Here is a 17,011-nt window from a genome sequence, read left to right as displayed (position 1 = left end):
CACCCGGCGTGTCGTGCCGCTGAGCCGTATCCGATCACTGCGGACGCCGGGGCGGCTGCCGTTCCGGCGTCGGCGCGGCAGCCGTTGGCGGTCGCGTCAGCCGGCGTGCTTCTGCTGGCAGGGCACGCAGAAGCGGGCGTGCGGCAGCACCTCCAGGCGCTCGCGTGGAATCGGCGCGGCGCACCGCTCGCAGGTGCCGTACCGGCCCTCGGCGATGCGGCGTAGCGCGTCGCTGATCTGGTTGAGGCTCTGCCGGGTGGCGGCGATCAGCGCGTCCTGCGTGTGGGCCTCGCCCGGGTCGCCGGTGTCCGCGGTGAGTTGGGTCAACCTGGCGCTCTGCACCTCGAAGTCGTGGGTCAGTGCCGTACGCAGTTCGTCGAGCCAGTTCCGCTCGTCGGGTTGGACCTGGGTGGTCATGACTCCTCCAAAAAAGAAAGGGCCGAAGCGGGTATCGCTTCGCCCTGGGTGGCCGGTGCTTGGGTGCTACCGGTCCACGGAGGGCCACGCCCGGTGGGGCTCGGCAGCAGCGAGGCGGCCGAGCCGATGGGGGACGGCGCGGCGGTAAGCACCACCCCGATCGCGGTGCGCGCCGCCTGTCGGCCGTTGGGGGTCGAGGCCGGCGTCGGCCGGCAGGCAGCGGTGGACGCCGCCGTCACCACGACGGCGGCGCCTGGCTGCCGGCCCGACGGACGCATCCGGACACCATAGGCCGGGGCGACGGGGAAGCCAATGGCCTTTCGCCGATCAGCTTGGCGAGGCGCTCGTGGGTCAGCCGGCGAGGCGTTCGTGGCAGAGGAGGACGACCCCGTTGCCGAAGGTGCGGGTACCCGCCAGCCGCAGCTGACGCCGTACGCCGTCGTCGGGAAAGAGCGGTCGGCCGGCGCCGACGATCACCGGGTGGACGTAGAGCCGGTACTCGTCGATCAGGTCGTGCCGGGCGAAGGTGGCGGCGATGTCCGCCCCGCCGAGGGCCATGTCGCCGCCGGGCTGCGCCTTGAGCCGGCGTACCTCGTCGGGGTCGACCTCCCGCACGATCTCCGTGCCCCAGTCGGCCTTCTCCAGCGTCCGCGAGTAGACGATCTTCGGCATGTCCCGCCAGATGCCGGCGAACTCCCGCACCGGTTCCGGGCTCGCCGGGTCCCGGTCGGCGGTCGGCCAGAAGGCGGCCATCAGGTCGTAGTTGCGCCGGCCGTTGAGGAAGGCGCTCATCTCGCGCAACTCGGCGTTGAAGTGCCGGTGCAACTCGTCGTCGACCAGGTGCCAACTCAGGTCACCGTCCGGCCCCTCGAAGAACCCGTCCAGCGACACGCTCATCTGCACGACGATCTTCCGCATGGCCCCCAGCATGCTCGACTCCACCGACATTCGCCGGCCGCCGCGCCCGCGGCGGTGAAGATCCACTCCATGTCGCCGCCATCGGCGGTCGGTCACCCGGCGTGGTGCCGTCGAGCCTGCCCCTGACCCGCGTTCCTAGACTGCCGGGGTGAGCGGAGAGCGCCGGCCCTTGGCCCCACGGGCCCTGACCGAGCCGCACCCGTCCCGGTTCGCACCCGACCACCCCGACCGGGCGCGCATCCTCGCCGCCCACGCGGCGGCTCTGCGCGACGGGGAGGCGGGCTACCTCGACCCGGCCACCGGCCTCTTCGTCCTGACGGCCGGCTTCCTGGCGCGCCGCGGCACCTGCTGTGGCCGCGGCTGCCGCCACTGCCCGTACGTCGACGACTGACCGCACCGCACGGCAAGCGCCCATCCTGCACGTTCGGCCCCGTTATGCCCGCTTACTCCGGGTGTGCCCAGACAGAAGGGCGAGAGCCGGGGGCGGCGGCCCGGGTCAGCTTGCCGCTACGAAGACGCGGCTGGCGACCTCGCGGGGGAGACGGACCCGGTCGCCGGAGCGGTCGATCGACACGCCGTCCCGCTCCTGGGCCACGGTCACCGTCGCGCCCGGGTCGACACCGGCGGCGTGCAGCTGCCGGAGCACGTCCGCGTTGGTCTGCACGCTCTCGCAGATCCGCCGGACCACGACCGGGCCGGACAGGCCGGGGAACGCCAGGTTGCGCTCACCCTCCGCCGGCTCCGACTCGGCCGGCTCCGGCGAGCCCAGCTCCTCCAGGCCCGGGATCGGGTTGCCGTACGGGGAACGGGTCGGGCGGTTGAGCAGGTCGTACACCCGCTTCTCCACCGCGTCGCTCATCACGTGCTCCCACCGGCAGGCCTCCTCGTGGGCCTCCTCGTAGGGCATCCCGATCACGTTGACCAGCAGCAGTTCGGCCAGCCGGTGCTTGCGCATCACGGAGACCGCCGTGCTGCGGCCCGCCGGGGTGAGCGCCAGGTGCCGGTCGCCCTCGACGGTGAGCAGCCCGTCGCGCTCCATCCGGGCGACGGTCTGGCTGACGGTGGGGCCGCTCTGCCGCAGCCGCTCGGCGATGCGGGCGCGCAGCGGCGGCACCCCCTCCTCCTCGAGTTCGAGGATGGTGCGCAGGTACATCTCGGTCGTGTCGACCAAATCATGCTTCACGTCAGGCCCTCCGGTGATCGATGCTACCTTGCGTAACCCCCGAACGGCCGCCGCCGAACCGCCGGCGGTGCCGGGATGGTGTTGACTGGACGCCATGTCCGGTACCGAGGATCTGCTGGTCGAGGCCGACCGGCTCGCCGCCGAGCTCGACAGCGCCGACCCGCCCACCCTGCTCGACGTCCGCTGGCGGCTGACCGGCCCGCCCGGTCGCGACGACTACACGACCGGCCACCTGCCCGGCGCGGTCTTCGTCGACCTGGACACCGACCTGTGCGGCCCGCCGGGGGCCGCCGGGCGCCACCCGCTGCCCGACCCCGCCGCGCTCCAGGCGGCACTGCGGGCCGCCGGCGTCCGCGCCGGGCACCCCGTCGTCGTGTACGACGGCGGCGACGGCATGTCCGCCGCCCGTGCCTGGTGGACGCTGCGCTGGGCGGGGCACACCGCCGTACGCCTGCTGCACGGCGGCTGGCCCGCCTGGGTGACCGCGGGTCTGCCCACCTCCACCGAGGCGCCCACCCCGCCGACCGGCGACGTCGAGGTGCGCCCCGGCGCCCTGCCGGTGCTCGACGCGGCCGAGGCCGCCCGGCTCGCCGCGGCCGACGACGGCGCCCTGGTGGACGTGCGGGCGGCGGCGCGCTACCGGGGCGAGACCGAGCCGATCGACCCGGTCGCCGGGCACGTGCCGGGCGCGGTGAACCTGCCCGCGCCGGACTACGTCGCCGAGGGACGGTTCCCGGCGGCCGACGTGCTGCGGCAGCGGTTCGCCGCCGCCGGGGTGGTCGACGGCCGGCCGGTCGGCGCGTACTGCGGGTCGGGCGTCACCGCCGCGCAGGCCGTGCTCGCCCTGCACCTGGCCGGCCGGCCGGACGCGGCGCTGTACGTCGGGTCGTGGAGCAACTGGGTCGCCGACCCGGCGCGGCCGGTGGCGACGGGGGAGCAGCCGGCGGGGTCCGCCCCGTCGGCGTGAGCCGCGGGGTGACGCCGGAGCCGTACGTGGCCCGGACCGACACCAGCCAGGCGACCAGCGCGTGCGCCGGCCACCGCCGGTCCTCGTGCGACGATGAGCGCATGTCGGACGACACAGTGGTGGTGTGGGACGAGTCGATGCTCGCCTACGACATGGGTGACCATCCCCTCGACCCGGTCCGGGTGGAGCTGACCGTCGCGCTGGCCCGGGAGTTGGGCGTGCTGGAGCGGCCGGGCGTGCGCCTGGTCAAGCCGGAGCCGGCCGACGACGACGTGCTCACCCGGGTGCACGATCCCCGCTACGTGGAGGCCGTCCGTAGCGCCCCGCGTGACCCGCTCTTCGCCGGGTTCGGGCTGGGCACCTCGGACAACCCGGTCTTCGACGGCATGCACGAGGCCAGCGCGCTGATCGCGGGCGCGTCGGTGACCGCGGCCGAGGCGGTGTGGCGCGGCGAGGCACGCCGGGCGGTCAACGTGGCCGGCGGGCTGCACCACGCGATGCCCGCGCGGGCGGCCGGCTTCTGCGTCTACAACGACCCGGCGGTGGCGATCGCCCGCCTGCTCGACCTGGGCGCGCGCCGGGTCGCGTATGTCGATGTGGACGTCCACCACGGCGACGGGGTGCAGAAGACCTTCTGGGATGACCCGCGCGTGCTCACCGTGAGCCTGCACGAGACCCCGCTGGCGCTCTTCCCGGGCACCGGGTTCCCCGACGAGACCGGCGGCCCGGAGGCGCAGGGCACCGCCGTCAACATGCCACTGCCGCCGGGCGTCGACGACGCGGGCTGGCAGCGGGCCTTCCACGCGATCGTGCCGTCGGTGCTGCGCGCGTTCCAGCCGGAGATCCTGGTCACCCAGTGCGGCGCCGACGCGCACCGGCTCGACCCGCTCGCCGACCTGCACCTGTCCGTCGACGGGCAGCGCGCCACGTACATCGCCCTGCGGGCGCTGGCCGACGAGCTCTGCGAGGGCCGGTGGGTGGCCACCGGCGGCGGCGGGTACGCGCTGGTCGAGGCCGTGCCCCGGGCGTGGACACACCTGCTCGCGGTGGCCACCGGTGACCCGCTCGACCCGGCCACGCTGACGCCGCCCGCGTGGCGGGAGCTTGCCGCCGCCCGCTGTCCTGGTCGCGAGGTCCCACTGCGGATGACCGACGACGCCGACCCGTCGTACGGGCCGTGGCAGCCCTCGGGCGAGCCGAACTCGGTGGACCGCGCCATCGCCGCCACCCGTCGGACGGTGTTCCCGCTGCTGGGGCTCGACCCGCACGACCCGCGCGACTGACGCCGGTGGAGGGCCGCCTGCCGTGACCACAGTGGACCAGCCGGTGGACGTGCTGCTCAGCGACGGCACGACCGTCCAGTTGCGGCCGATCCAGCCGTCGGACGCACCGGGCATCGTCGCCATGCACTCGCGTTTCTCCGAGCGCACCCGCTACCTGCGCTACTTCTCGCCGTACCCCCGGATCCCGGAGCGCGACCTCCGGCGCTTCGTCAACGTCGACCACCGGGACCGGGAGGCGTTCGTCGTCCTCGCCGGCGACCAGATCGTCGCGGTGGGCCGGTACGAGCGGCTCGGGCCGGAGTCCCCGGAGGCCGAGGTGGCGTTCGTGGTGGAGGACGCCTACCAGGGTCGGGGCATCGGCTCGGTGCTGCTGGAGCACCTGGCCGACGCGGCACGCCGGACCGGCATCATGAGCTTCGTCGCCGAGGTGCTGCCCGCCAACGGCGCGATGCTGCGGGTCTTCGCCGACTTCGGGTACCAGGTGCAGCGCCAGTTCGCGGACGGCGTGGTCCACCTGACCTTTCCGATCGCCCCGACCGAGGCCACCCTCGAGGTGCAGCGGGGCCGGGAGCACCGCACCGAGGCGCGGTCCGTGGCCCGGCTGCTCGCCCCGCGCGGCGTCGCCGTCTACGGTGCCAGTGCCACCGGGCAGGGCGTCGGTGCGGCGGTCCTCGGGCACCTGCGGGACTACGGTTTCACCGGCGCGGTCGTGCCCGTGCATCCGACCGCGGCGACGGTGGCCGGGCTGCCCGCGTACCCCTCGGCGGCCGACTCCGGGCTGCCGGTCGACCTGGCCGTGGTGGCGGTGCCGCCGGAGGCGGCGGAGGCGGTGGTCGCCGACGCGGCCGCCGCCGGGGCGCACGGCCTGGTCGTCATCAGCGCGGGCTTCGCCGAGGCCGGCCGCGAGGGTGCCGCGGCGCAACGCCGGTTGGTCCGCGCGGCCCACGCCGCGGGCATGCGCGTCGTCGGCCCGAACTGTCTGGGGGTGGCGAACACCGCCCCCGACGTACGCCTGAACGCCACGCTCGCCCCGCGGCTGCCGGTGCCCGGCCGGGTCGGGCTGTTCAGCCAGTCCGGCGCGTTCGGTGTGGCGCTGCTGGCCGAGGCGGACCGGCGGGGGCTGGGCCTGTCGAGCTTCGTCTCGGCCGGCAACCGGGCCGACGTCTCCGGCAACGACCTGCTCCAGTACTGGCAGGACGACCCGGGCACCGATGTGATCATGTTGTACCTGGAGACCTTCGGCAACCCGCGCAAGTTCGCCCGGCTGGCCCGGCGGATCGGCCGGGACAAGCCGATCGTCGCGCTGGCGTCACCGGCCCGCCCGGCCGGCGTCGGCGAGCGCGCCGGGCCGGACGAGGTGGCGGTCGGCGCGTTGTTCACCCAGTCCGGCGTGATCCGGGTGGACACCGTCAGCGAGCTGCTCGACGTGGGGGTGCTGCTGGCCAACCAGCCGCTGCCCGCCGGCGACCGGGTGGGTGTGGTGGGCAACTCCTCGGCGCTGACCGGGCTCGCCGCCACCGCCTGCGCGGCGCAGGGGCTCACCCTCGCCGACGGGTACCCCCGCGACGTGGGCCCGCGCGCCGGGGCGGCCGAGTTCGCCGCCGCCCTCGCCGCCGCGACGGCCGACGACGCGGTGGACGCCCTGGTGGCGGTGTTCGCGCCCCCGCTGCCCGGCCAACTGCCGGACACCGAGGCGAACTTCATCGCCGCCCTGCCCGCGGCACTCGCCGCCGGCAAGCCGACCGTGGCGACGTTCCTGGTGGGGCGCGCGCCGGCCGGGGTGCCCGCGTACCCGAGCGTGGAGGAGGCGGTCCGCGCCCTGGGCCGGGTCACCGCGTACGCCGACTGGCTGCGCCGCCCACCGGGGACGCTGCCCGAGCTGCCCGACGTCGACCGGGACCGGGCGCAGGCGACGCTGCGGCCCGAGTCCCTCGATCCGGGCGGGCTGCTCGCCGCGTACGGCATCGACGTGGTCGAGTCGGTGCCGGCCGCGGCCGAGGACGAGGCCGCCGAGGCCGCGGTCGAGCTGGGGTTCCCGGTGGCGTTGAAGGCCTCCGCCCCCGGGCTGCGGCACCGGCTGGACCTCGGCGCGGTCCGCCTCGACCTGGCCGACGAGGCGGCCGTGCGGCGCGCGTACGCGGAGATGTCGGCGCTGTTCGGCGCGGACGTCCTGGTCCAGCCGATGGTCCCGCCCGGCGTGGCCTGCGTGGTCGAGCTGGTGGAGGATCCGGCGTTCGGGCCGGTCGTCGGCTTCGGCCTGGGGGGCGTCGCCACCGAGCTGCTCGGCGACCGGGCGTGGCGGGCGGCGCCGCTGACCGACCTCGACGCGGCCGAGCTGGTCGACGAGCCGCGCGCGGCCCCGCTGCTGCACGGCCACCGGGGCGCGGCGCCGGTGGACCGGGCCGCGCTGGCGGAGCTGCTGCTTCGGGTCGGGCAGCTCGCCGACGAGCAGCCCCGGGTCCGCGCGCTGACGCTGAACCCGGTGCTGGCCCGCCCGGACGGCCTGTCGGTGCTGCACGCGACCGTCCGGATCGGCTCGGCGGCCGCCCGCCCCGACACCGGCCCCCGCCGCCTGTGAAAGGAAGGGCCCCCTATTAACGCCTGGTGTTGTACAAGGGTCCCTTCCTAACCCGCCTCAGGCGCGGCTGCTGATCTGCTGGACGCCCCAGGAGTTGCCGTCCGGGTCGCTGAAGAAGACGAAGCCGACGTTGTCCAGCGGGTCCGGCACCGGGCGCGGGTTCCTGCCCAGCACCTGGATCTCGCTGACGTCGACGCCGCGCTCCACCAGTTGCGCGCGGGCCTTGTGCAGGTCCGGCACCACCAGCTGGAGCCCCTTGAGCGAACCGGGCAGCATGTCCGGCACCGCGCCCTTGCCGATCACGATGGAGCAGCCGGAGCCGGGCGGGGTCAGCTGCACGATGCGGACGTCCTCGTCGACCACGGTGTCGTGGTCGACGTTGAAGCCGAGCTGGTCGGCGTAGAACGCCTTGGCCCGGTCGATGTCGGAGACCGGGACGACCACCACTTCCAGGGTCCAGTTCATGCTCTCTCCTGATGTCGTCGTTGCGAGCAGCTCGGCGAGCCGCGTGAAGCTCTCGGTGACGCCGCCGGCCATCGGGTACCGCAGCACCCGATCGCGACCCTCCGGGGTCGCGTAGCGGAGGGTGGTGGTGACGGTCGTACGGCCGGCCAGCTCGGTGAACTCGTGCCGCACCAGCGTCTCGCCGGGGTAGGACTGGTCGTCGAAGAGCTCGGTGCCGACCAGCAGGCGCGGCGGGTCGACGGCGCGGTACACCCCACCCTGGCCCATCCGCTCGCCGTCCGGCCCCTGCGACACGAACCGCCAGCGGCCACCGACCCGCAGGTCCACCTCGCATTCGACCAGCCGCCAGCCCTGAGCGCCGTACCACTGGCGGAGCAGCTCGGGGCGGGTGAACGCGGCGAAGACCAGGTGCACCGGTGCCTCGAACAGCCGGCTGAGCACGATCTCCCGGTCGCCGGGAGCGGACACCACCAGCGGATCGTCGGCCGTACTCATCGGGAACCACCCGCGTCCCCGGCGGCGCGCAACTCGTCGAGCAGGGCGTCGAGGCGCTGGTAGCTCTCGGCCCAGTAGTCCCGGTAGTCGGCGAGCCAGGCGGTGGCGTCCCGCAGCGGCCGGGCCTCCAGCCGGCACGGCCGCCGCTGCCCGTCCCGCCCGCGGCTGACCAGCCCGGCCCGTTCGAGAACGCGGAGGTGCTTGGAGACCGCCGGCTGGCTCATCGCGAAGGGCGCGGCGAGTTCGGTGACGGTGGCCTCGCCGGCGGCCAGCCGGGCGAGGATGGCACGTCTCGTCGGGTCCGCCAACGCGGCGAACGTCGAATCCAGGTCCGTCCCCGGCATGCATAACCTCCTGGTTCTATAACCAGGTGGTTTATATCTGGCCCGGGCGGACGGGTCAAGCACCGGGTACGACGAACGGCCCCGGCGAACCGCCGGGGCCGTCGTCGGGACGCACGTCAGCAGGCGTACGCCTCCAGCCGCTGCGCCCGCTCCGGGGCGCGCAGCTTGAGCAGCGTCACCTTCTCGATCTGCCGGATCCGCTCGCGGGACAGGCCGAACTCCTTCCCGACCTCGTCCAGGGTGCGCTGCCGGCCGTCGTCCAGCCCGAACCGGAGCCGGATCACCGCCTGCTCACGCTGCGAGAGGGTGGCGAGCACGATGCTCACCTCCTGGCGCAGCTCGCCGTGTGCGGCCGCCTCGTCCGGGCCGGCCGCCGGGTCCACCGCCGCGACGAAGTCACCGAGTGCGCTCTCGCCGTCCTCGCCGACCGCCTGGTCGAGGCTCACCGGCTCGCGGTCGTACGAGATCAGCTCGATCACCTGGAACTCGGGCACGTCCAGCGCCCGCGCCACCTCGGCCACGGTGGGCTCCCGGCCCAGCGCGACGGCCAGCTCTCGGCGGGCCCGCACCATCCGGTTGACCTGCTCGACCATGTGCACCGGGATGCGGATGGTGCGGGCCTGGTCGGCCATGGCGCGGGTGATGGCCTGGCGGATCCACCAGGTGGCGTAGGTGGAGAACTTGTAGCCCTTGGTGTAGTCGAACTTCTCGACCGCGCGGATCAGGCCGAGGTTGCCCTCCTGGATCAGGTCGAGGAAGGCCATGCCGCGGCCCGTGTACCGCTTGGCGATGCTCACGACGAGGCGCAGGTTCGCCTCCAGGAGGTGGTCCTTGGCGGCCCGCCCCTCGGCGGCGACGAGCTCCAGGTCGGCCCGCAGCCCGGCCGAGACGGGCGTGCACGTGGCGAGCTTCTCCTCGGCGAAGAGCCCGGCCTCGATGCGACGGGCCAGCTCGACCTCCTGGGCGGCGGTCAGCAGCTTGGTCTTGCCGATGCCGTTGAGGTATGCCCGGACCAGGTCCGTGGAGACGCCACGCTCGTCGGTGGCGTCCAGGTCGGTCAGGGTCTCGGTGCCATGGTCGGTCTCGATCGTGCCGGCCGGGCGCATCCGGTGCTCCATCATCTGCAGGGCCATCTTTCGTCTCTCCCCGTGTCCACGTCTGTGCCGTGTGATCCGGCCCGGTGGTGCCGGTTGACAAACAGCTTGGCGGGCGGGGCGTAAAACGGGAGTGAGGCGATCGGGGACCCGACAGGAATCCCACCGGGCGTGTCGTCGACGGGTGACCCTTGCCGGGCCCGGTTACCGTGCCAGCGACCGGCCGGAGCGGCCGGCTGCCGGCACCGGGCCAGTAGGGGCGACCGCCGGCGAACCTCGGCACAGGTGATGGAGGGCGTCGTGGTCTTCAAGCGGCTCATGCAGGCGATGGGTGTCGGTGGTCCCTCGGTGGAAACCGTCCTGGCGAACCCGAACTGCCGCCCCGGCGGCCAACTGGAGGGCACCGTCCACGTCGCGGGCGGCGACCACCCGGTCGACGTCACGTACGTGGCGTTGGGCCTGGTCACCCGCGTCGAGGTGGAGAGCGGTGACAACGACTACGAGACCACGCAGGAGTTCCACCGCCAGCACGCCACCGGCGCGTTCCGGCTGGAGGCCGGGCAGCGGTACGACATTCCGTTCCGCTTCGACGTGCCCTGGGAGACCCCGCTGACCGAGCTGTACGGCCAGCACCTGCACGGCATGACGATGGGCCTGCGTACGGAGCTGGAGGTGGCCCGCGCGGTCGACAAGGGCGACCTGGACGCGGTGGCCGTGCACCCGCTCCCGTCGCAGGAGCGGATCCTGGACGCCTTCCTCCGGCTGGGCTTCCGCTTCGCCCGCGCCGACGTCGAGCGCGGCCACATCTACGGCGTACGGCAGACGCTGCCGTTCTACCAGGAGATTGAGTTCTACCCGGCGCCCCAGTACTCGAACGCCATCAAGCAGTTGGAGGTCACCTTCGTGACCGACCCGCAGCAGATCCAGGTGGTCCTGGAACTCGACAAGCGGGGTGGCCTGTTCACCGAGGGGCGGGACACCTTCGGCCGCTTCACGATCGACCACGCGACGGCCGACCGCACCGACTGGACCGCCCAGCTCGACGCCTGGCTCCGTCAGTCCCTTCAGCGCCGCGGCCTGTTCTTCTGAGCCCAGTCCTCGTCGATCATGAAGTTAGCGGGTTCCACAAGGGGCAAGATCCCCGCTAACTTCATGATCAACGGATGTTGGGCGGGGTGGTCAGAGATCCAGGAGGACGGTGCGGGGGCCGACGTTGACGCTCTCGACCAGCATGTGGGTGCGGAAGCGGCCGGTCTCCACCTTGGCGCCGCGGGCCCGCAGCGCCTCGACGACCTCCGTGACCAGGGGTTCCGCGACCTCCGCCGGGGCGGCCGCCGTCCAGCTCGGTCGCCGGCCCTTGCGGGCGTCGCCGTAGAGGGTGAACTGGCTGACCACCAGGATCGGCGCGCCGGTGTCGGCGGCGGACCGCTCGTCGTCCAGGATGCGCAGCTCGTGCACCTTCCGGGCCATGGTCTGCGCGATCTGCGGAGTGTCGGCGTGGGTGACGCCCAGCAGCACCAGCAGCCCCTCGTCGATCGCGCCGACCACCTCGCCGTCGACCGTCACGCTGGCCCGGCCGACCGTCTGCACCACCGCCCGCATCAGCCGGCCCTCCCGGCCCCGGCCGGCCCTCCCGCGACCCGGCGGCGCCCGGTCGGCCCTGCCGCGGCCGGCATCAGGCGTCCACCGGCTCGATGAAGCCCCGCTCGACCAGGTGGGCCACGATCGGGCCGGCCGCCTCGGCCAGCTCCTCGGGAGCCACGTCGTGCGCGGCGGCGAGCAGGGCCAGCTGGTCGCGCAGCGGCAGCCGCCCGTCCGCCCCGCCGACCAGGGCCAGGACGAGGGGGTCGATCTCCTCGGTCCAGCGCAGGCCGTGCGGCATCGCGAGCACCTGCCGGTCGACGGCCCAGCCCTCGTCGCCCATGGTCGCCTCCTGCCGCAGCTGGAGGCCGTCGGCGGCCCGGTAGCGCGACGCGAGCAGCTCGTCGGTCCCGCGTACGCGGAGCCAGTCCTGGCGGTCGAACCACGTCGCCACGCGGTCGCCGAGCGGTGCCTCCACCCGCTGGCGCAGGTTCTCGACACGGACGACCGGGGCGTCGTGGCCGGCGTGGCGCAGTGACACGATGCCGAAGCCGATCGCCTCGACCTTGTGCGCGTCGAACCAGTCCAGCCACTCGGCCATCCGCCGCGGGTCGGCCGCCTCGCCGACGTCGGTGAGCCAGAGGTTGACGTACGCCATCGGGTCGGCGACCTCACGCTGGATCACCCAGGCGTCCAGCCCGGTGCCGGCGAACCATCCGGTGACCCGCTCGGCCCAGTCCTCGCCGGCCACGTGCACCCAGTTGGCCAGGTACTGCATGGTGCCGCCCTCGGTGAGCAGGCCCGGCGCGGCGGCGGCCAGTTCGGCGCCGATCGCGTCCCCGACCCGGCCGGAGTCGCGGTAGACGTGCGTGGTGGTGCCGGGGCCGACGACGAACGGCGGGTTGCTGACCACCAGGTCGAAGCGGCGGCCGGCGACCGGGGCCACCATGTCGCCGCGCAGCAGCTCCCAGTCCTGGCCGTTGAGGGCGGCGGTGGTGGCGGCGAAACGCAGGGCTCGCTCGGAGACGTCGGTGGCGGTGACCCTCCCGGCGTGGGTCGACAGGTGCAGGGCCTGGACGCCGGAGCCGGTCCCCAGATCCAGCGCGGTCTCCACCGGCCGCCGGACGGTCGCGCCGATCAGCGTCTGGGTGGCGCCGCCGATGCCGAGCACGTGCTCGGCGTGCAGGGGGCGGCCGGGCCGGGCGCTCGCCGGGACGTCGGCGAGCACCCACCAGTCGTCCCCGTACGGTTCCAGGTCCAGGCCCATCCGTAGCCCGTCACCGTACCGTTCGACCAGGCCGCCGGCGAGCGCCTCCTCGATCGGCAGGGGCGCGAGCGCGGCGGCGACGGCGGCCTCCGGCTCGGTCTGCTCGCAGATGAAGACCCGGATCAGGGTGGCGAGCGGGTCGCCGTCCTCGGTGGCGCGCAGCGCGGCGCGGAAGTCGTTGCGGGCCACCCCGCCGGTGGCCTGCGCGCCGAGTCGGGCGGCGATGCCGTTCGACGTGAAGGTGGCCCGGGTGAGCGCGGTCCGCAGCGCCGCCACTCCGCTGGGGGAGAGCAGCATGTCGTGTTCGTCCACGTCGTCATCCTGCCTCGCGCGTCGGGCCGGGACCGCGCCACCCGCCGGACCCGCCTTCAATTGATGAACATGCGAGTGACGTACATCTATGTAATGGCTAGCATGACCAGCACTGACCGTCGATGGCACGCCGCCCCGGCCACGAGCCCGGCGTGCCGAGCAGGGAGGCAGACGATGCCAGCAGGGTTCGTTCCACGGCGCCTCACCCGGGCGTTCGCCGTCACCGCCACCGCCGTGGCCGTCGCGGCGGCCGTCACCACCCCGGCGCAGGCGGCGCCGACCGGCGAGATCCGGGGCGCGGGCGCCCCGACCGCCATCAGCGGGAGCTACCTGGTCGTCCTCGAGGGGGACACGGTGGGCACCGCCGGGTCCGCCACCGCCCGCACGGCCGTGCCGGACCGGGCCGCGACGCTGGTGAAACGGTACGGAGGCAGCGTCCGCGACGTGTACAGCGCGGCGCTGACCGGCTTCAGCGCGACGATGACCGCCGGCCAGGCGCGCCGGCTGGCCGCCGACCCGGCCGTCGCGTACGTCGAGCAGGACAAGGTGCTCACCGCCACCGCGACGCAGTCCAACCCGCCCTGGGGCCTGGACCGCATCGACCAGCGCAACCTGCCGCTGAGCCGCAGCTTCACCTACCCGAACACCGCCTCCAACGTCCGGGCGTACATCATCGACACCGGCATCCGCACCACGCACACGCAGTTCGGCGGCCGGGCCACCTGGGGCACCAACACGGTCGACAGCAACAACACCGACTGCAACGGGCACGGCACCCACGTCGCCGGTACGGTCGGCGGCTCGACGTACGGCGTCGCCAAGCAGGTCCGGCTCGTCGCGGTGAAGGTGCTGAACTGCTCCGGCAGCGGCACCATCACCGGCGTCGTCAACGGGGTCAACTGGGTGACCGCCAACGCCGTGAAGCCCGCGGTGGCCAACATGAGCCTCGGCGGCGGTGCCAGCAGCGCCCTCGACAACGCGGTGGCCAACTCCGTCGCCTCCGGCATCACGTACGCGGTGGCCGCCGGCAACTCCAGCGCGAACGCCTGCAACTACTCGCCGGCCCGTACCCGGTCGGCGCTCACCGTCGGGTCCACCACCAGCAGCGACGCCCGTTCGTCGTTCTCCAACTACGGATCCTGCCTGGACATCTTCGCGCCCGGGTCGAGCATCCTGTCCGCGTACCGGACCAGCGACACCGCGACCGCCACGCTGAGCGGCACCTCGATGGCCGCACCGCACGTGGCCGGCGCCGCCGCCCTCGTGCTCTCGGCCAACCCGTCGTGGAGCCCGTCGCAGGTCGGCAGCTACCTGACCAGCAACGCCACCACCGGCAAGGTCACCAGCCCGGGTTCGGGCTCGCCGAACCGCCTCCTCTTCGTGGTGAACTGACCCGCTTCGTGGTGAACTGACCCGCCGGCACACCGGGTGGGCCGCCTGCGGCCCGCCCGGTGTGCGCCACGCCACGCCGCGTCGTCGCCGCGCCGCGGTCAGGCCGCGGTCAGGGTGCGGGGCGACGGGGTTCGGGACGGGAAGGCGCGGGCGGTGCCCTCCACGGTCACCCCGACCTCGGCGCCGATCGGGACCGCCGGGCCGCCGTCCAGGATCCGGGCGGTGACCCGGGTGCCGTCGGCGAGCCGCAGGCCGACCAGCGCGTCGTGCCCGTGGAAGTCGTGCCGCAGCACGGTCGCGGTGACCGGGCCGGGGCGGCTGGTGACGCGCACCTGCTCGGGGCGGACCAGAACGGTCACCGGGCCGGCCGGTGCGGCGCCGGCGACGGGCACCACACCCAGGGGCGTACGGGCGCTGCCGTCCTCGACGACCGCCGGCAGCAGGACGGCGTCGCCGACGAAGCCCGCCACCCACTCGTCGGCGGGTTCCCGGTACACGGTTGTCGGCGTCCCGGCCTGCACCACCCGACCGGTGCGCAGCACCACCACCCGGTCGGCCACCGACAGGGCCTCGCCCTGGTCGTGGGTGACCAGCACCCCGGTCGCGCCGTCGGCGCGCAGCGCCTCCCGCACGTCGTGGCGCAGCCCGGCCCGTAGCCCGGCGTCGAGGGCGCTGAACGGCTCGTCCAGCAGCACCACGGAGGGGCGGGGCGCGAGCGCCCGGGCCACCGCGACCCGCTGCTGCTGCCCGCCGGAGAGTTGGTGCGGCATCCGGTCGCCGTAGCCGGCGAGACCCACCAGAGCCAGCACCTCCTCGACCCGGTCGCCCCGGCGGGCCGCGCGGTCCAGCCCGTACGCCACGTTGTCGGCGACGCTGAGGTGCGGGAAGAGAGCGCCCTCCTGCGGTACGACGGCGATGCGGCGGCGGTGCGCGGGGACGTGCCGGCCGGCCCCGGCGACCGGGGTGCCGTCGATGCGGATCTCGCCGCCGTCCAGCCGCTCGAACCCGGCGAGGCAGCGCAGCAGCGTCGTCTTGCCGCAGCCGGACGGCCCCAGCACGGCGGTGAGCAGCCCGGACGGCACGGTGAGGTCCACTCCGGCCAGCGCGGTGACCGCGCCGTACCGCTTGACCACACCGGCCAGCACGACCTCGCTCATCCGTGGTCCTCCTTGTCCAGCAGGCCGCTGCGGGCGACCAGCAGCCACGTGGGTAGCGCCGAGATCGCCACCAGCAGCGCCGCGTACGGGGCCGCGGCCGCGTACGCCCCGACGGACGTCGCGGTCCACAGTTCGGTGGCGAGCGTGTCCGTCCCGGTCGGGCGCAGCAGCAGGGTGGCGGGAAGCTCCTTCATGCCGGTCAGGAAGACCAGCGCCGCGCCCGCCCCGATGCCGGGCAGGGTCAGCGGCAGGGTGACCGTCCGCAGCACGGTCAGCGGGCCCCGGCCGAGGGAGCGGGCGACCTCCTCCAGCCCGGGCGGGGACTGGGCGGCGGCTGCGGCGACCGCGCCGACCGCGAGGGGCAGGAAGAGCGTCGCGTACGCCAGCGCCAGCAGCCACCGGGTCTGGTACAGCGGGTACGCGACGGCGATGCCGAGGAAGATCAGCGACAGCCCGATCACCACGCCGGGCAGGGCGTGGGCGAGGTACGCGAGCCGGTCGAGGACGGTGGTCAGCACGCCGGGCGCCCGGGCGACGAGCAGCCCCAGCGGCAGGGCCAGCAGCATGATGAGCGCCGCGCCCGCGAGGGAGACGGTGAGCGAGTTGCCGGCGGCGACCGCGACCTCGGTGAGGGCGCCCGGGCGGGACACCCCGGTGACCAGGCGCTGCGCCAGACTGACCGCGGGCACGCCGAGGGCGAGTGCGGCCACGCCGAGCAACGCCGCCAGGGCCGGCCAGCGGACCGCGCCGAGCCGCAGGCGGGCCGGTGGGCGGCGGGCGCCGCCGAGGCGCGCGTACCGGGCGCCCCGGCGGCGGGTCGCCGTCTCGGCGGCGAGCAGGAGCACGGTCAGGGCCACGAGCACGCTGGAGAGCACCAGGGCGCCGGTGCGGTCGAAGCCCAGGTCGAACGCGATGAAGATGGCTCGGGTGAAGGTGTCCGCCCGCAGGATCGACACGGCGCCGAAGTCGGAGAGCACGTACAGGGCCACCAGCAGCCCGCCGGCGGCGGTGGCCGGGCGGATCTGCCGCAGGGTCACGGCGGTGAACGTCTGCCAGCCGGATCGGCCCAGCGACCGCGACACCTCCTCCTGCGCCGGGTCCGCGCCGCGCAGCGCGGCCGCGACCGGCAGGAAGACGTACGGGTACGAGCAGAGCGTCAGCACCAGCGCCGCCGGCCAGAAGCCCTCCAGCCCGTCGACCGTGGAGACCCAGGCGAACGCCGCGATGTAGGTGGGGACGGCCAGCGGCAGCGCGGCCAGCACGGCGAAGGTCCGCCGGCCGGGCAGGTCGGTGCGGGTGACCAGGAAGGCGGCGCCGACGCCGAGTACCACGCAGGCGGCGGTGACCACGGCCGCCAGGCCGAGGCTGCGGAGGGCGAGCAGCGCGACCCGTTCGGTCCACAGCTCGGCGGCGAGCCGGTCGAGCCCCGCCTCGGCGGTGCGGACCGCGAGGTATACCAGGGGAAGCAGGGCCACGGCCACCGCCGCGGTCGAGGCCGCGAGCAGCGCCGGGCGCGGGGCCAGCCGGCGTGCCTTCCCGCGTACGCGGGACAGGGCCG

Annotated in this window: 16 protein-coding genes and 1 pseudogene; 6 read left to right on the top strand and 11 right to left on the bottom strand. The window is 74.5% G+C overall.

All coding sequences use genetic code 11. The annotated features are described in order from the left end of the window. Positions 1 to 96: 96 nt before the first annotated feature. Together AB0873_RS01090 and AB0873_RS01085 are read right to left on the bottom strand one after the other, a co-directional pair. Positions 97 to 417 (bottom strand): TraR/DksA family transcriptional regulator, encoded by a 321-nt coding sequence (locus tag AB0873_RS01090; RefSeq protein ID WP_155333462.1) that lies wholly within the window; start codon positions 415 to 417, stop codon positions 97 to 99. A 351-nt stretch (positions 418 to 768) separates the two neighbouring features. After that, positions 769 to 1,347, bottom strand: a complete 579-nt coding sequence (locus AB0873_RS01085; protein WP_366597899.1) for a dihydrofolate reductase family protein — start codon at positions 1,345 to 1,347, stop codon at positions 769 to 771. Positions 1,348 to 1,483: 136 nt separating this feature from the next. Between AB0873_RS01085 and AB0873_RS01080 the strand changes: the two genes are divergently transcribed. Next, a complete protein-coding gene (locus AB0873_RS01080) occupies positions 1,484 to 1,726 on the top strand; it encodes a DUF5522 domain-containing protein (RefSeq protein WP_366597898.1) in 243 nt (80 codons plus the stop codon). Positions 1,727 to 1,831: 105 nt separating this feature from the next. On the opposite strand, the gene AB0873_RS01075 is transcribed toward AB0873_RS01080, so the two are convergent. Continuing rightward, the gene (locus AB0873_RS01075; protein WP_366597897.1) at positions 1,832 to 2,518 is read right to left on the bottom strand and encodes a metal-dependent transcriptional regulator; all 687 of its coding nucleotides are present in this window, start codon (positions 2,516 to 2,518) and stop codon (positions 1,832 to 1,834) included. Positions 2,519 to 2,612: 94 nt separating this feature from the next. Here AB0873_RS01075 and AB0873_RS01070 point away from each other — a divergent pair, with 94 nt between their 5' ends. The 3 genes from AB0873_RS01070 to AB0873_RS01060 all read left to right on the top strand — a co-directional run bounded on the left by AB0873_RS01070 (position 2,613) and on the right by AB0873_RS01060 (position 7,346). Beyond that, complete coding sequence (locus AB0873_RS01070) at positions 2,613 to 3,485, top strand: sulfurtransferase (RefSeq protein WP_366597896.1); 873 nt, start codon at positions 2,613 to 2,615, stop codon at positions 3,483 to 3,485. Positions 3,486 to 3,586: 101 nt separating this feature from the next. Next, positions 3,587 to 4,768: an acetoin utilization protein AcuC gene (locus AB0873_RS01065; protein WP_366597895.1), complete on the top strand. Its 1,182-nt coding sequence runs from the start codon at positions 3,587 to 3,589 to the stop codon at positions 4,766 to 4,768. A 22-nt stretch (positions 4,769 to 4,790) separates the two neighbouring features. Then, positions 4,791 to 7,346 carry a GNAT family N-acetyltransferase gene (locus tag AB0873_RS01060; RefSeq protein WP_366597894.1) on the top strand — a complete coding sequence of 852 codons (2,556 nt, stop codon included), beginning with the start codon at positions 4,791 to 4,793 and terminating at the stop codon, positions 7,344 to 7,346. A 57-nt stretch (positions 7,347 to 7,403) separates the two neighbouring features. Here AB0873_RS01060 and AB0873_RS01055 read toward each other — a convergent pair whose 3' ends face one another. From AB0873_RS01055 to sigB, 4 genes and pseudogenes are all read right to left on the bottom strand, one after another. Continuing rightward, complete coding sequence (locus tag AB0873_RS01055) at positions 7,404 to 7,811, bottom strand: VOC family protein (RefSeq protein WP_366598049.1); 408 nt, start codon at positions 7,809 to 7,811, stop codon at positions 7,404 to 7,406. A gap of 18 nt (positions 7,812 to 7,829) precedes the next feature. Beyond that, positions 7,830 to 8,306, bottom strand: a pseudogene (locus tag AB0873_RS01050) (SRPBCC family protein); the annotation flags it as partial. Further along, positions 8,303 to 8,650, bottom strand: a complete 348-nt coding sequence (locus AB0873_RS01045) for a metalloregulator ArsR/SmtB family transcription factor (RefSeq protein ID WP_366597893.1) — start codon at positions 8,648 to 8,650, stop codon at positions 8,303 to 8,305. The gene AB0873_RS01045 and the pseudogene AB0873_RS01050, both read right to left, overlap by 4 nt. 116 nt (positions 8,651 to 8,766) lie before the next feature. After that, positions 8,767 to 9,771: an RNA polymerase sigma factor SigB gene (gene sigB / locus AB0873_RS01040; RefSeq protein ID WP_155334362.1), complete on the bottom strand. Its 1,005-nt coding sequence runs from the start codon at positions 9,769 to 9,771 to the stop codon at positions 8,767 to 8,769. A 273-nt stretch (positions 9,772 to 10,044) separates the two neighbouring features. Here sigB and AB0873_RS01035 point away from each other — a divergent pair, with 273 nt between their 5' ends. Continuing rightward, positions 10,045 to 10,833 carry a sporulation protein gene (locus AB0873_RS01035; protein ID WP_366597892.1) on the top strand — a complete coding sequence of 263 codons (789 nt, stop codon included), beginning with the start codon at positions 10,045 to 10,047 and terminating at the stop codon, positions 10,831 to 10,833. Positions 10,834 to 10,923: 90 nt separating this feature from the next. Here AB0873_RS01035 and dtd read toward each other — a convergent pair whose 3' ends face one another. Both dtd and AB0873_RS01025 read right to left on the bottom strand, forming a co-directional pair. Continuing rightward, positions 10,924 to 11,346, bottom strand: coding sequence for a D-aminoacyl-tRNA deacylase (gene dtd / locus AB0873_RS01030; RefSeq protein ID WP_366597891.1), 423 nt, complete (start codon positions 11,344 to 11,346; stop codon positions 10,924 to 10,926). A gap of 73 nt (positions 11,347 to 11,419) precedes the next feature. Continuing rightward, a complete protein-coding gene (locus tag AB0873_RS01025) occupies positions 11,420 to 12,904 on the bottom strand; it encodes a methyltransferase (protein WP_366597890.1) in 1,485 nt (494 codons plus the stop codon). Between the two features lie 174 nt (positions 12,905 to 13,078). Between AB0873_RS01025 and AB0873_RS01020 the strand changes: the two genes are divergently transcribed. Continuing rightward, positions 13,079 to 14,296 carry a S8 family serine peptidase gene (locus AB0873_RS01020; protein ID WP_366597889.1) on the top strand — a complete coding sequence of 406 codons (1,218 nt, stop codon included), beginning with the start codon at positions 13,079 to 13,081 and terminating at the stop codon, positions 14,294 to 14,296. Between the two features lie 98 nt (positions 14,297 to 14,394). Here AB0873_RS01020 and AB0873_RS01015 read toward each other — a convergent pair whose 3' ends face one another. Continuing rightward, the gene (locus tag AB0873_RS01015; RefSeq protein ID WP_155333449.1) at positions 14,395 to 15,453 is read right to left on the bottom strand and encodes an ABC transporter ATP-binding protein; all 1,059 of its coding nucleotides are present in this window, start codon (positions 15,451 to 15,453) and stop codon (positions 14,395 to 14,397) included. Beyond that, positions 15,450 to 17,006, bottom strand: coding sequence for an iron ABC transporter permease (locus AB0873_RS01010; protein WP_366598048.1), 1,557 nt, complete (start codon positions 17,004 to 17,006; stop codon positions 15,450 to 15,452). Before AB0873_RS01010 ends, AB0873_RS01015 begins: the two co-directional genes overlap by 4 nt. Positions 17,007 to 17,011 lie beyond the last annotated feature (5 nt).

The organism is Micromonospora sp. NPDC047707, assembly GCF_040704235.1.
GTDB lineage: Bacteria > Actinomycetota > Actinomycetes > Mycobacteriales > Micromonosporaceae > Micromonospora.
The sequence above is the reverse complement of the archived record's forward strand: the minus strand, read 5'-3'. Positions and strand labels throughout refer to the sequence as shown.

What these genes read in the sequence shown, in the direction of transcription:
- AB0873_RS01070 (WP_366597896.1), top strand. Translation starts at nt 2,613, where the DNA reads ATGTCCGGTACCGAGGATCTGCTGGTCGAGGCCGACCGGCTCGCCGCC.
- dtd (WP_366597891.1), bottom strand. Translation starts at nt 11,346, where the DNA reads ATGCGGGCGGTGGTGCAGACGGTCGGCCGGGCCAGCGTGACGGTCGAC.
- AB0873_RS01065 (WP_366597895.1), top strand. Translation starts at nt 3,587, where the DNA reads ATGTCGGACGACACAGTGGTGGTGTGGGACGAGTCGATGCTCGCCTAC.
- AB0873_RS01055 (WP_366598049.1), bottom strand. Translation starts at nt 7,811, where the DNA reads ATGAACTGGACCCTGGAAGTGGTGGTCGTCCCGGTCTCCGACATCGAC.
- AB0873_RS01045 (WP_366597893.1), bottom strand. Translation starts at nt 8,650, where the DNA reads ATGCCGGGGACGGACCTGGATTCGACGTTCGCCGCGTTGGCGGACCCG.
- AB0873_RS01020 (WP_366597889.1), top strand. Translation starts at nt 13,079, where the DNA reads ATGCCAGCAGGGTTCGTTCCACGGCGCCTCACCCGGGCGTTCGCCGTC.
- sigB (WP_155334362.1), bottom strand. Translation starts at nt 9,771, where the DNA reads ATGATGGAGCACCGGATGCGCCCGGCCGGCACGATCGAGACCGACCAT.
- AB0873_RS01015 (WP_155333449.1), bottom strand. Translation starts at nt 15,453, where the DNA reads ATGAGCGAGGTCGTGCTGGCCGGTGTGGTCAAGCGGTACGGCGCGGTC.
- AB0873_RS01085 (WP_366597899.1), bottom strand. Translation starts at nt 1,347, where the DNA reads ATGCTGGGGGCCATGCGGAAGATCGTCGTGCAGATGAGCGTGTCGCTG.
- AB0873_RS01090 (WP_155333462.1), bottom strand. Translation starts at nt 417, where the DNA reads ATGACCACCCAGGTCCAACCCGACGAGCGGAACTGGCTCGACGAACTG.